This is a genomic window from Micromonospora sp. CNZ322 (assembly GCF_007827755.1).
On sequence record NZ_VITD01000003.1, the window covers coordinates 50,225 to 64,116 of the forward strand.

Below are 13,892 nucleotides of genomic sequence, written 5' to 3' on the forward strand. Positions count from 1 at the left end.
GCCGAGCGCCCGTTGCGTGTGTTGGGCCAGGACGGAGGGTGTCGTCCCGACCGTGATCGGTTTGAATGTGCCGAGCACGTTACATCTTGGAGACAGACACTAACGTCGGTCTAAGTCGAAAGAAAGCATCGATCGACGGTAACTTTTGCTTGATTCAACGAAAGTCACTGATGATCGTCGATACAGGCTGCGTGGCCGGTGGCGCTGACTACGCTCTTCCTGACCGGAGGTACCGCAGGGGGTGTGCATGGTCCGGACCGGACGGAGATCGGCCGGCAGTCGGTTGGCCGCCGTCGTCGCCGCGCTGGCCTGCGCGATCGGGCTGGCCGCCACCGGTTGTACCGGCGACCGCGACGGCTTCCGGCCCGGCGCCGCCGACGTCGGCGACCCGTACGTGCCGGGGCACGGCAACGGCGGTTACGACGTCGGGCACTACGGCCTCGACGTCCGCTACGACCCGTCGACCGACCGGCTGACCGGACGAGCCGTCATCACGGCCACCGCCACCCAGGACCTGTCCCGGTTCAACCTGGACCTGGTCGGCCTGGAGGTCAGCGCGGTCAGCGTGGGTGACGCGCCGGCCGAGCACCGGCGCGGCGACGGCGAGCTGGTGGTGACCCCCCGCGACGGACTGCCGCGCGGTCGGCAGTTCACAGTGACGGTCGAGTACGCGGGAGTCCCCACGGCCGTCGACGACGGGGCGTTGGGCAGCGGCGGTTTCCTGCACACCGCCGACGGCGCGGTGGCGCTCGGCCAACCCGACTCGGCCGCCACCTGGTTCCCGGTCAATGACCACCCGTCGGACAAGGCCACCTACGACCTGGCGATGACCGTCCCGGACGGCCTGGCCGCGCTGAGCAACGGCGTACCCGGGCCAAAGAGCAGCGCCGACGGCTGGACCACCTGGCGCTGGTCGGAGCGCGCCCCGATGGCCAGCTACCTGAGCACGCTCGTGATCGGTGACTACCGGGTGGTGACCGGCACGCACGCCGGCCGGCCGATGGTCACGGCGGTGGCCGCGAGCCTGCCGGCGACCGGCGGCGCGGCCACCTCGCTGGCCCGCACCGGCGCGATCGTCGACTTCCTGACCAGCCGCTTCGGCCCGTACCCGTTCGACTCGTACGGGGGGATCGTGATCGCCGACGACCGGATCGGGTATGCGCTGGAGACCCAGTCCCGGCCGGTCTACGGGCCCGGCTTCTTCGCGGACGACCGGCCGAACCCGAGCGTCGTCGCGCACGAGCTGGCGCACCAGTGGTTCGGTGACAGCGTGTCGCTGACCAGGTGGAGCGACATCTGGCTCAACGAGGGCTTCGCCAGCTACGCCGAGTGGCTGTGGGAGGAGCACGACGGCGGCCGGACCGCCCAGCGCAACTTCGAGATCCAGTACGCGGCGACCGACTGGACGCAGCCGTCGGTCGAGCCGGGCCGGGAGCAGATGTTCGGCTCGGCCGTCTACAAGCGCGGGGCGCTCGCCGTTCACGCGTTGCGCCGGACCGTCGGTGACGACCTCTTCTTCCGCATCCTGCGTACCTGGACCACCGAGCGGGCGGCGGGTAACGCGACCACCGCGGACCTCGTCGCGCTGGCCGAGCGGGTCGCCGAGCGGCAACTGCGTCCCCTCTTCGACGCCTGGTTGGTGGGTGGGTCGGCCCCCACACTGCCGTGACCCGACCCCGCCGCCCGGTCGATATGCTGCCGCCTGCGAACGGCGGGTAGGCGCCCGTTCGTGCGGGACGGCGGAGGCCGTGACCGGCCACCGTGCGGAAAGGGTGTGGGATGCGGGGGACGCGGCACAGACTGCGAGTGGCTGCCGGCCTGCTGGTGACCGGTGCGCTCGCACTGTCCGGATGCGACTCGGCGGGCCCGGAGACGGCCCTACCACCGAGCGCGTCCCCCACGCCGGGGCGGACGTTCACAGCGGGCGCCGACGGGGTCGGCGACGCCTACTTCCCGACCTACGGCAACGGCGGCTACGACGTCGGGCGGTACACGGTGAAGGTGCGCTACGACCCGGCCAAGGACCAGTTGACGGGTACGACCACGGTGCGGGCCACCGCCACGGCCGACCTGTCGACGTTCAACCTCGACCTGGCCGGCCTGACCGTCAGCGCCGTCACAGTGGACGGCGTACCGGCGACCCACAGCCGCAAGCGGAACGAGCTGGTGATCAAGCCGGCTTCCGGCCTGATCAACGGCAACGGGTTCGTCGCCGAGGTCACCTACGCCGGTAAGCCGAAGCCGCTGAAGAACGAGACGCTCGGTGACGGCGGCTTCCTGCACACCGCCGACGGTGCCATCGCGCTCGGTCAGCCCGAGTCGGCCAGCACCTGGTTCCCGGTCAACGACCACCCGTCGGACAAGGCGGCCTACGACTTCGAGGTCACCGTCCCGGACGGCCTGACCGCGATCAGCAACGGCGTTCCCGGCGGGAAGACCAGCACGGGCGGTTGGACCACCTGGAAGTGGTCGGAGAAGTCGCCGATGGCCAGCTATCTGAGCACCCTGGTGATCGGCAAGTTCCGGATCACCACCGGTGAGCACAAGGGCCGTCCGGTCTACAACGCGGTCACCACCACCGAGGCCAAGGGCAACGCGGACGCGTCGATCGCGCAGACCGTCGCGGTGGCCGACTACCTGGAGAGTGTGTTCGGGCCGTACCCGTTCGACGCGTACGGCGGGGTGGTGATCTCCGACAGCCGGATCTCCTACGCCCTGGAGACGCAGAGTCGACCGGTCTACGCGGCGAGCTTCTTCCGGCAGGGCGAGAACACCGAGGTCGTCGCCCACGAGCTCGCGCACCAGTGGTTCGGCGACAGCGTCGCGTTGGCCAAGTGGGAGGACATCTGGCTCAACGAGGGCTTCGCGACGTACGCGGAGTGGCTCTGGGCCGAGCACACCAAGGCGTACACCGCCAAGGAGGCGTTCGACAGGCGGTACGCCGAGATGTCCGCGCAGGTGTGGAGGACGCCGCCGGGCAAGCCGGGCGTGGAGAAGCTGTTCAGCGAGTCGGTCTACCAGCGCGGTGGGATGACCCTGCACGCCCTCCGGGTGACCGTCGGCGACAAGGCGTTCTTCGAGATCCTCAAGACCTGGGCGGCGGAGAAGCGCGACGGCATCGCCACCACGCCCGAGTTCGTGGCCCTGGCCGAGCGGATCTCCGGCAAGCAGCTCGACGCGATCTTCGACGCCTGGCTCTACGGCACCAAGAAGCCGGCCCTGCCCAAGCGGCTCTGAGCGGCGGTCAGTTCTTGACGACCAGGGCGGGGTGGGCGGCCAGGTAGGCGTCGGCACGGCCGGCGCGGAGTTCGGTGAGGAATTTCCGGCCCTCGCTGGTCAGCTGTTCGCCCCGGTAGGCGCTGCCCTTGCCGACACCGGAGCCGGGCAGCCCGACCAGCGTGAAACGGTTCTCCGGCAGGCCACTGAGGGCGTACGCGATGTCGACGATCCGGCGCCCGCCCACGTAGACCAGCGTGTCGCCCAGCGCGGAAACCACCTGGTCGACGCGCTCGGGTTGCCGGGCCAGGCCCTCGTCCAGGATCTTGCGGGTCATCGCCCGGATCAGCTGCTGCTGGTGCCGCTGCCGCGCGTAGTCACCGCCGGTGATGTAACGCTGCCGCGAGTAGTCCAACGCCTGCCAGCCGTTGAGGTGCCGCTCGCCCTTCTCGTAGACCTGCTGCGGCCCCTTGTAGCCGCCGGGCGCGCTCTCCCGGTACTTGCCGTCCGGTCGGCGGTGCAGCGACTCGACCCGCTGGTCGACGTAGATGTCCACCCCGCCCAGGGCGTTCACCAGCCGGTCGAACCCGTTGAAGGTGAGCACCGCGCCGGCGTCGATGCGCAGCCCGGTGTAACCGCTGACCGTGCTGCGCAGCAGTTCGTACCCCTGGGGGGTGCTGGGTTGTTTGGGTTTGCCCGGCACCCGGCTGCCGAAGCTCATCGCGTGCGTGAGTTTGGTCTTGCCGCCCTTGTAGCCGGCCTTCGGGAACGCCGGGATGTCCACCACCAGGTCGCGGGGGAGCGAGAAGAGGTACGCCCGATCCAACCCCTTGGGTACGTGCAGCACCAGCACGGCGTCCGAGTGCGGCTCCCAGCCGGGCACGCTGACCCGGGTGTCCACACCGACCAGCAGCAGGTTGAGCGGGCCGGTGATGTCCGCGCCCGGCGGTGGACCGCTGGGGCTGGGGGTCGGCGTGCCGACCGGTGACGGAGTCGGTGAGCCGGCCACCGGAGGGCCGCCCGGCTTGTCGTTCCCGGTCAGCCGGGTGATCACCACAGTGCCGGCCGCGATCAGCGCGACGACGGCGAGGGCCGCCAACCCCAGCAGCAGCCACCGTCGGCGCGGAGCCATCGACCCGAGAACCATCCTGGATTCCTTCCACCCGTCTGGTGAACAACGCTCCGACGGGTGCTCCGGGTTGCGGCCGGGAGACGCCGGGTCGGTCGGCCGGAGCATGATCGCGCGAAAAGTGCCGCTGGCGCGAGCGCTACTCGCGAGTAATGATGCGTCCATGCGGTACGACGTGGTCGTCATCGGGTCCGGCTTCGGCGGCAGCGTCACCGCGCTCCGACTGGCCGAGAAGGGCTACTCGGTCGCGGTGCTGGAAGCCGGCCGCCGCTTCGCTGACGACGAGTTCCCGCGGACGTCCTGGCGGGTCCGCCGGTTCCTCTGGGCACCGAAGCTGGGCTGCTACGGCATCCAACGGCTCACCCTGCTCCGCCCGGCCGACAGACGATCCGGCGGCGGAGTGCTGGTGCTCTCCGGCGCCGGGGTGGGCGGCGGTTCGCTGGTCTACGCGAACACCCTCTACGAACCGCTGCCGGCCTTCTACAGCGACCCGCAGTGGCGGGACATCACCGACTGGCGCGACGAGTTGGCCCACCACTACGACCAGGCGAAACGGATGCTCGGCGTCACCACGTACCCGATGCACACCGGCGCGGACCGCGCCATGCGCGCGGTGGCCGAGCGGATGGGGGTGGGGCACACCTTCCACGCCACCCCGGTGGGCGTGCACATCGGCCGTCCCGGCCAGCGGGTCGACGACCCGTACTTCGGCGGTGCCGGCCCGGAACGCACCGGCTGCCTGCACTGCGGATCGTGCATGACCGGCTGCCGGCACGGGGCGAAGAACACGCTGGTCAAGAACTACCTCTGGCTCGCCGAACGGCTGGGGGTCACGGTCCGCCAGTTGACCACAGTGACCGCCGTCCGGCCCGCCGACGGCGGCGGGTACGAGGTGCACACCAAACGCACCGGCGCCTGGCTGCGCAAGGGTCGGCAGGTCATCCACGCCGACCAGGTGGTCTTCGCCGCCGGGGCGCTCGGCACCCAGCGGCTGCTGCACGCGATGCGGGCCGACGGTGCGCTACCCGGGCTCTCGTCCCGCCTCGGCGAGCTGACCCGCACCAACTCGGAGGCGATCCTCGGTGCCTCGGTGCCCCGCCAACGGGCCCGGTCCGAGCGGTTGGACTACACCGAGGGGGTGGCCATCACCAGCTCGTTCCACCCCGACCCGCAGACCCACATCGAGCCGGTCCGCTACGGGCGGGGCTCCAACGCGATGGGGCTGCTCCAGTCGCTGCTGGTCGACGGCGGCCCGCACCGGGTACGCCGCTGGCTGGGCAGCATCGTGCGGCAGCCCCGGTTGGCGGCGCGGATGCTGTCGGTACGCGGCTGGTCGGAACGGACGGTGATCGCCCTGGTCATGCAGTCAGTGGACAACTCGCTGACCACCCGGTGGCGGCGTGGCCCGCTCGGCCGCAGGTTGGTCACCGGCCCGGGCCACGGCACGCCCAGCCCCACCTGGATCCCAGCCGGCAACACCGCCGCCCGGATGCTCGCCGACGAGATCGGCGGTACCCCCGGCGGCTCACTCACCGAACCCTTCGACATCCCGATGACCGCGCACATCCTGGGCGGGGCGGTCATCGGGGCCACCCCGGCCGACGGGGTGATCGACCCCTGGCACCGGGTGTACGGGCACGTCGGGCTGCACGTGGTCGACGGCGCGGCCGTCTCGGCCAACCTGGGCGTGAACCCCTCCCTGACGATCACCGCACAGGCGGAACGGGCGATGTCCTTCTGGCCCAACAAGGGCGACAAGGACCCCCGCCCGACGCTCGGCTCCCCGTACCGCCGGCTGTCGCCCGTACCCCCGAAGAACCCGGCGGTCCCGGCGGACGCCCCGGGTGCGCTGCGTTCCTGAACCCCGCCGGCCGCCACGGCGAGCCGGTGCCGGCAGCGGCCGTGACTGTCGGTAGGCTTCGTGCACATGAGCCTGCCTCGCCCCGTCCTCGTGGTGGACTTCGGAGCCCAGTACGCCCAGCTCATCGCCCGCCGGGTCCGTGAGGCGAAGGTCTACTCCGAGATCGTGCCGCACTCGATGCCGATCGCCGAGATGCTGGCGAAGAACCCCGCCGCGATCATCCTCTCCGGTGGTCCGGCCAGCGTCTACGCCCCGGACGCGCCGCAGATCGACGCGGGCGTCTTCAGCGCCGACGTGCCGGTCTTCGGCATCTGCTACGGCTTCCAGGCGATGGCTCAGGCGCTCGGCGGCACGGTCACCAGGACCGGCAACCGTGAGTACGGCGGCACCCCGCTGCGCCCCCGCCTCCTCGACCCCGGTGTGCTGCTGCGTGACCTGCCCGCGGACCTGCCGGTCTGGATGAGCCACGGCGACTGCGTCACCGAGGCGCCCGAGGGCTTCACGGTGACCGCCGAGTCTGCGGGCGCGCCGGTCGCCGCATTCGAGGACCTGGCCGGCCGTCGGGCCGGCGTGCAGTTCCACCCGGAGGTCGGGCACACCGCGCACGGCCAGGAGATGCTGACCCGCTTCCTCTACGACATCGCCGGCATCGAGCCGACCTGGACGCCCGAGAACATCATCGACGAGCAGGTCGCCCGGATCCGCTCCCAGATCGGCGACAAGGAGGTCATCTGCGGCCTCTCCGGCGGGGTGGACTCGGCGGTCGCCGCGGCGCTCGTGCACAAGGCCGTCGGTGACCAGCTCACCTGCGTCTTCGTCGATCACGGTCTGCTGCGCGCCGGCGAGGCCGAGCAGGTGGAGAAGGACTACGTCAGCGCCACCGGCATCAAGCTGAAGGTGGTCGACGCCACCGACCGGTTCCTCGGAGCGCTCGCCGGGGTGACCGACCCGGAGCAGAAGCGCAAGATCATTGGTCGGGAGTTCATCCGGGTCTTCGAGGCCGCGGCCCGCGAGATCGCCGCACACGGCGACGTCGAGTTCCTCGTCCAGGGCACCCTCTACCCCGACGTGGTGGAGTCCGGCGGCGGCACCGGCACCGCCAACATCAAGAGCCACCACAACGTCGGCGGCCTCCCGGAGGACCTGAAGTTCGCGCTGGTCGAGCCGCTGCGCACCCTGTTCAAGGACGAGGTCCGGACGCTCGGCCTCCAACTGGGCCTGCCCGAGGCGATGGTCTGGCGACACCCGTTCCCCGGTCCCGGCCTCGCCATCCGCATCATCGGCGCGGTCGACCAGGAGCGCCTCGACCTGCTCCGCCAGGCCGACCTGATCGCCCGCGAGGAGCTGACCGCCGCCGGCCTCGACCGGGGTGTCTGGCAGTTCCCGGTGGTGCTCCTCGCCGACGTGCGCAGCGTCGGCGTGCAGGGAGACGGGCGCAGCTACGGGCACCCCGTGGTGCTGCGCCCGGTCTCCAGCGAGGACGCGATGACCGCCGACTGGTCCCGGCTGCCCTACGACGTGGTGGCCCGAATCTCCACCCGGATCACCAACGAGGTCGCCGAGGTCAACCGGGTGGTCCTGGACGTCACCAGCAAGCCGCCGGGCACCATCGAGTGGGAGTGAGCGCCGCTCAGGCCACCGGCGGCGGACTGAACGGGATCGTCGGCGGGTAGGGCTGCGTCGGGGCGTACCCCTGCGGTGGCCCGCCGGGCGCGGGCCCGGCGGTGGGCGGCGGGCCGTTCTGCGGCGCGACGCCCGCGGCGTGCGGCCAGGCCGGCGCGCCGCTGGGCTCCTCCGGCATCAGGAACCACATGATCGGGTACGCGAACAGCGCGAGCCCGCCGGTGAGCAGGCCGGTGACCGCGAAGATCACGCGGACCACTGTGGGATCGACGGCGAAGTAGCGGCCGACGCCGCTGGCGACCCCGGCGACCATGCGGTCGGTGGTGGGTCGCCGAAGCTGCTTGTACGGGGCACGGGGAGCGGTGGTCGATGTCATACCCCCACGGTCCGCGCCGGTGCCCGGCCCGCCCTCGGTGACCGCCCGGATCCTTACCCTGACCAATCCCTGACCGGGGCCAGATAGTCAGGAATCCGACTCTTTTCCGTTCCGGTAACCCGGCCCGGGGAGAATTTGCTTCCGTGACCACCTTGCTCAAGCCGCTCCGCAGGATCGCGGCATACGCAGTTTGTGCTGATTCAAGCGGCCGAGTCTTGCTGGTCCGCGCATCGGAGCGCTCCGGCACCCCCGGCGCGTGGTCGCTGCCCGGCGGGGCGGTCGACCACGGCGAGGACCCGAACCACACAGTCGTTCGCGAGACCGCCGCCGAAACCGGCCTCTCCGTCGCCGTCTCCGGCCTGGTCGACGTGCTCGCCGACATGCGGGCACTCCCGGACCGCGGCATCACCATCCACACCGACCGGCTGATCTACCGGGTGGTCGTGCGCGGTGGCACCCTCGCCGACCGGGTCGGCGAGCGCCCCACCGACCTGGCCCGGTGGTACACCCTCGACGAGGCGCGCGAGCTGCCGCTGCGCTCATTCACCGCACGCGCCCTCGGGCTGCCCGCCTCCTCGGCCGACGTGGTGCCCGACGAGGCACCCGAGTTCCCCTCCTTCTACGCCGTGCCCGGCCCCGACGGGCTGCACCGAGCCCAGCGCTTCGCCGCGTACGCGGTCTGCACCGACCCCGCCGGCCGGGTGCTGCTCACCCGCATCTCCGACGGCTACCCCGGCGCCGGTTGCTGGCACCTACCCGGCGGCGGCACCGACTACGGCGAACAGCCCGGCGCGGCACTCATCCGAGAGCTGATCGAGGAAACCGGCCAGGCCGGCCGCCTCGTCGAGCTGCTCGGCGTCGCCAGCCACCGTGACGCCGCCTCACTCGGCCCCGAGGGCTACCCGATCGACTGGCACGGCGTACGCGCCTTCTACCGGGTCGTCGTCGACCAGCCCAACCCACTGACCGTGGCTGACGTGGGTGGCTCCACCTGCGAGGCCCGCTGGTTCGGCCGCGAGGAGTTGGGCGCCCTCCCCACGGACCGTCTCACCGAGGTGACCGCCGAAGCAGTCCAAGCCGCCCAACTCACCTGACCCGGCCCAGTCCGCAGGGCCCAGCGGCGCACCGCGCCGTCGCGTGGGGCCTCGCGCGTCGCGCGTTGCGCCGCCGGCCGGGCCTCGCGGCCTCGGGCCTCGGATCTTGGGCCGCCGGCTGGGCACCGCGCCTCGGGCCTCGCGCCGCCGGTCGGGCGTCGGGCGTCGGGCGTCGGGCGTCGCGCCTCGCGCCTCGCGCCTCGCGCCTCGCGCCTCGCGCCTCGCGCCTCGCGCCTCGCGCCTCGCGCCTCGCGCCTCGCGCCTCGCGCCTCGCGCCAAGATCGTGCTCGAACCAGGATGTAGTGGCTTCACCGACGCGCCGATGCCACTGCATCCTGGATATTGCGCGATCTTGAGTTCGGGACAACCCGCTGCAGGGTGCCGCGGGCGTCGCGGCCAGGCATTCGGCGCGCCGCCCAGGGCCCACCCCGTGATCCACTCGGGTTCCTTGAAGGCGCGGTATCCCGGGTGCTGGAATACCGCGCCTTCCGTGAACCCGAGTTGATCACCGCTTGTCTCGGCCCCTGTGACGCGATTGGGCTCCACAATGAGGGCTAATGGAGTGAAGTTGACCGAGTCGCAAAGCAGGCCGAAGGGGTCTTTGCGAGCCTAATCGGTCGTCGTCAAGGGCCGGCTGCCCGGACGCGGCGGCTGCCCCGGATGCTCCGGCTCGCCAGGCTCTGGGGTCTTCCAGGCGCTACCTCGCGTTGATCATGAAGTTATTGTCGGAGCGCGAGATGGACGACGATAACTTCATGATCAATAGCTGTGGTGCGAAGCGGGGGCGAGCAAAGGTGCAATTTGCGCGGCGAGTAGGGGTCTATGGTCTTTTGCGGGACTCGGGCCGGGTCTTGGTGGTTCGGGACGGGGCAGAGGGTGAGTTTCCCGGGGTCTGGCGGTTGCCGGGCGGTGCCGTCGGGCATGCCGAGGACCCGGAGCGCGCTGTGGTCCGCGAGGTCGCCGAGCAGGCCGGGCTGACGGTCGCGGTGACGCGACTACTCGCGGTGGTCGCCGATGTGGCCACCTTTGCGGAGGACAAGGCCGCGCTGCACACCGACCGGCTGTTGTTCGAGCTCAGCACTCCCCACGGCGCGCTGTCTGAGAGCGCGGGGCCCGGGGGCGGGTCGCGGGGTGTCGGGGCTGGTCTGGTTGATCAAGTGTGCTGGCTTTCGCTGGCGGAGGTGGCGCAGTTGCCGCTGACCCCGTTCACCGCCGAGGCGCTCGGCCTGCCGGTCACCCCACTGGCGCCGGCAGCGCACCGGTCGTGGGACCTGTTCCCGCCGCAGCACCCCGACCGGCGGCTGCGCTTCGGGGCGTACGGGCTGGTCACCGACCCCGCTGGGCGGATCCTGCTCACCCAGATCGCAGAGGGCTACCCGGGGGCGGGTCTGTGGCATCTGCCCGGCGGTGGCACCGATCACGGTGAGCAGCCGGCCACCGGGTTGCTGCGGGAGCTGGTCGAGGAGGGCGGGCAGGTGGGTCGGGTCGTGGAGCTTCTCGGCGTCAACAATCTGCACAATCCCGCCGCGCTGGGCCCGGAGGGCCGACCTCTGGACTGGCATGGCGTACGGGTGATCTATCGGGTGCTGGTGGACGTACCCACCGACGCGGTGGTCACCGAGTCCGCGGGAGGGTCGACGGCGCGGGCGGGGTGGTTCACCCGCGACGAGGCGACTGACCTGCCGTTGAGTGACATCGCCGCCGTGGCAATCGGACAGAGTGGCCGATAGCACCCCGCTCGGTGAGCCGAGTTGGTGACCCTCCGGTACAGTCAAAGGCGGGAATGATGGAGGAAACGGGCGATGAAGCCCGGGATGGGAACAAGCGAGCGGTTCGAGCGGTTTAAGCCAGATATAAGTACCGCCGGCAGCTATCGCCAAGCCATGTTCCCCTATGCGATGGTGTACTCCGCAAAACGGCTGCCGGGCCATGCAAGGTCCGGCACGAGACAGCCGGACACCCGCCGCTTGGCGGTCAGCAGATCCGGTGATGGAGGAAACGTGCCGAGAGCCCCATGGCGCCGGCGTCGTACTACTGACAGTCCGCGCCCCGCAGGGCGTCGCTGGGCGGGCCGGTTGCGCCGCAGCAGCACGTTCGCCCGCCAGGTGCTGTTGGTCCGGGTCGGTCGCCGCGACGGCGACCTGCACCCGACCGACCTGGCCCCGACCGAGCACCGGTACGCCGATCGGCAGCGCCGTCGCTACGGCCTGGACCGGCTCAGCCGGCCGACACTGGGCGTGGACCCGACACTGGGCCTGGACCGAGCCGACGTCGACGCGGTCATGCCGGTCAGCCCGGCGATGCCGCCGATGACGCAGACCGACGAGGCCCACTCGATCCCGCTGCTCCCCGGCGAGCGCACCATGGCGCGCCGGATGAAGTTCGGCTTGGTCAACGCCTGCACGCTGGCCAGCCTGATGCTCGGCATGCTGGCCATCTTCCTGGCCATGCAGGGCGAGGTGCGCATGGCGGCGCTCTGCCTGATCGCGTGCGTCGGCTTCGACGGTCTGGACGGCGCGCTGGCCCGACGGCTCGGGGTGGCCAGCCCGTTCGGCGCGCAGATGGACTCACTGGCCGACATGTGCTCGTTCGGTCTCGCCGCGCCGGTCGTGGTCTACGCCTCGCTCGCCGGCTCCGTCTCCACGGCGGCGGCGGCGGTGGCGTGCGCCCTGGTCGCAGCGTGTGCCGCGATTCGGCTGGCCCGCTTCAACGTCTCGCCGAAGGACGGCAGGTTCTTCTGCGGGGTGCCCACCACCATGGCGGCCGCGGTGCTCGCCGTGACGGTGGCGATCGGCCTGCCGGTGCCTGGTGCCGTGCTGGTCGCCGGGGTGGCGCTCCTGGCCTTCGCGATGGTGTCCAGCTTCCCGTACGCCAAGCTCGCCCGGCTGGTGAAGCTGCCGCCGTGGCTCTGGCTGGCCCCGGTGATCGGCGCGCTGGTCGACATTCGGCTCACGTTCGCCCTGATCGTGGTGGGCTACCTGGTCAGCGGGCCGGTTCTCTGGCTGCGGCAACGTCGTACCGCCTGATCTGAGCAGACAGAACGGGGCGCCGCGAAAGCGGCGCCCCGTTACTCGTTTGCGGGTCAGCGCCAGCGGGCGATGACCGTGGACCCGCCGACCACCTTGTCGCCCGGCCCGACCAGCGGGTCCGCGGCCTCAGCGGGCAGGTAGACGTCGGTCCGGGAGCCGAACCGGATCAGCCCGAAGCGCTCGCCCTTGGCCAGCAGCGCGCCGATCGGCGCGCGCTGCACGATCCGGCGGGCGATCAGCCCGGTCCGCTGCGCGACCACCACCGTGCCGCGAGCGGTGTCCAGCACTGTGTACGCGGCCACGTTGTGCTCGGCGTCCGGCTTCATCGCGTTGACGAAGCCGCCATCGGCGACGAAGTAGTCCACCACCTTGCCGGCGACCGGGGCGCGGTTGACGTGCACGTCCAGCACCGACAGGAACACCGCGATCCGCAGCCACTCGCCGTCGCCGAAGCGCTCGTCGTGCAGCCGCTGCACCGACAGGACCTTGCCGTCCGCGCTGGCGACCACGGCGCTCGGGTCCTCCGGCACGTCCCGCTCGGGATCCCGGAAGAACGCGGCGACGGGCCCGGCGGCCAGGGCCGGCAGCAGCCACAGCTTGGACGACGGACGCGCCACCCGGGCCAGCGCCGCGAGGCCCAGCGCGATGCCCGCCGCCGCCACACCGTTGGAGTCGATGTGCATGCCCCGGGTCACCGGCACACTCGACGGCCGGTACGCGGGGGCCAGGGTGTCGGCCGTGGCCGGGCTGGCCGGGGTGAACCGCAGTCGGTAGACCCGCACCGGCGGCGAGTTGCGCAGCACCAGATCGGAGCCGACGCCGTAGAGGGCGTCCTGCCGGGCCAGTTCGGCGGCGGCACCCTCGGTCCGGCCGGGGGTGGCGACTGTCGCCACGCTCAGCACCGCCCCGTCGGTCAGGTACTTCGCCAACCCCTCGACGCCGTTGCGGGTGGCCTCGGCGGTGCCGGTGAACGCCTCACCGGCGATGACGACCCCGGCGGCCTCGGCTTCGGCCAGCGAGTCGACGACGCTCACCCGGTCGGCGACCCAGCGGCCCTGGGCTGTGACGTGCTCGCGGAGCGCCGCAGCGCCGAACGGCTCGGCGGGCACCACGGTGAGCCGGTCACCGGGGAGCAGCGCATCGACCGCCGCGGCCAGCACCGCGGAGTCCGGGGTCACCCCGACCAGCAGGGCGGCCTTGGGGTCGTTGATCCGGGCCAGCTCGGCGACGAGGGTACGGGCGGCTCGCTCGCCGATGCGGACCGGACCGAACCGGCCGGTGGTACGCACGGCGGGGGACTGGGTCATGTCGGGCGGGCTCCTGACGGGGGTAGAGACGGGAATCGCGGCGGGACCGCCATGGGCGGGACGGGCCGGCCGGCGGAGGCGAGATCTCCACCAGCCAGCATATGCGTCCGTCCGCGCCGGCCGCACCGCCGTGGGGATGCGGTGGACCGACGCGGACGGGTGCCCCGAGGTCACGCTTCCCTACGCGGGCCCTCCCGCTCGGCACCCGGCTGGTCGCCGGTGGCCTCGACCGGTTGGTCGGACCGGGTCGGCTCGTC

At 71.7% G+C, this 13,892-nt stretch carries 10 protein-coding genes; 7 read left to right on the forward strand and 3 right to left on the reverse strand.

Annotated elements, in window-relative coordinates; translation table 11 throughout:
• Nucleotides 1-247 precede the first annotated feature (247 nt).
• A complete protein-coding gene (locus tag FB453_RS08830; protein ID WP_145789051.1) occupies nt 248-1,669 on the forward strand; it encodes a M1 family metallopeptidase in 1,422 nt (473 codons plus the stop codon).
• A 110-nt stretch (nt 1,670-1,779) separates the two neighbouring features.
• Complete coding sequence (locus FB453_RS08835; RefSeq protein ID WP_145789053.1) at nt 1,780-3,237, forward strand: M1 family metallopeptidase; 1,458 nt, start codon at nt 1,780-1,782, stop codon at nt 3,235-3,237.
• A 7-nt stretch (nt 3,238-3,244) separates the two neighbouring features.
• Here the strand turns inward: FB453_RS08835 and FB453_RS08840 are convergent, their stop codons facing one another.
• Nucleotides 3,245-4,363 (reverse strand): LCP family glycopolymer transferase, encoded by a 1,119-nt coding sequence (locus FB453_RS08840; RefSeq protein ID WP_145789055.1) that lies wholly within the window; start codon nt 4,361-4,363, stop codon nt 3,245-3,247.
• 145 nt (nt 4,364-4,508) lie between these two features.
• Between FB453_RS08840 and FB453_RS08845 the strand changes: the two genes are divergently transcribed.
• Together FB453_RS08845 and guaA are read left to right on the forward strand one after the other, a co-directional pair.
• Entirely contained in the window at nt 4,509-6,206 is a 1,698-nt protein-coding gene (locus tag FB453_RS08845) for a GMC family oxidoreductase (RefSeq protein ID WP_145789057.1), read from the forward strand.
• A 66-nt stretch (nt 6,207-6,272) separates the two neighbouring features.
• Complete coding sequence (gene guaA, locus FB453_RS08850) at nt 6,273-7,829, forward strand: glutamine-hydrolyzing GMP synthase (protein ID WP_145789059.1); 1,557 nt, start codon at nt 6,273-6,275, stop codon at nt 7,827-7,829.
• Between the two features lie 7 nt (nt 7,830-7,836).
• Here the strand turns inward: guaA and FB453_RS08855 are convergent, their stop codons facing one another.
• On the reverse strand, nt 7,837-8,205 hold the full coding sequence (locus FB453_RS08855; protein WP_145789061.1) for a PspC domain-containing protein: 369 nt from the start codon (nt 8,203-8,205) through the stop codon (nt 7,837-7,839).
• A gap of 143 nt (nt 8,206-8,348) precedes the next feature.
• Here FB453_RS08855 and FB453_RS08860 point away from each other — a divergent pair, with 143 nt between their 5' ends.
• The 3 genes from FB453_RS08860 to FB453_RS08875 all read left to right on the forward strand — a co-directional run bounded on the left by FB453_RS08860 (nt 8,349) and on the right by FB453_RS08875 (nt 12,325).
• A complete protein-coding gene (locus FB453_RS08860) occupies nt 8,349-9,299 on the forward strand; it encodes an NUDIX domain-containing protein (protein WP_145789063.1) in 951 nt (316 codons plus the stop codon).
• Nucleotides 9,300-10,054: 755 nt separating this feature from the next.
• On the forward strand, nt 10,055-11,029 hold the full coding sequence (locus FB453_RS08870; RefSeq protein ID WP_486480216.1) for an NUDIX hydrolase: 975 nt from the start codon (nt 10,055-10,057) through the stop codon (nt 11,027-11,029).
• 345 nt (nt 11,030-11,374) lie between these two features.
• The gene (locus FB453_RS08875) at nt 11,375-12,325 is read left to right on the forward strand and encodes a CDP-alcohol phosphatidyltransferase family protein (protein ID WP_124853388.1); all 951 of its coding nucleotides are present in this window, start codon (nt 11,375-11,377) and stop codon (nt 12,323-12,325) included.
• Nucleotides 12,326-12,381: 56 nt separating this feature from the next.
• On the opposite strand, the gene FB453_RS08880 is transcribed toward FB453_RS08875, so the two are convergent.
• Nucleotides 12,382-13,635, reverse strand: a complete 1,254-nt coding sequence (locus tag FB453_RS08880) for a phosphatidylserine decarboxylase (protein WP_145789068.1) — start codon at nt 13,633-13,635, stop codon at nt 12,382-12,384.
• Nucleotides 13,636-13,892: the final 257 nt, after the last annotated feature.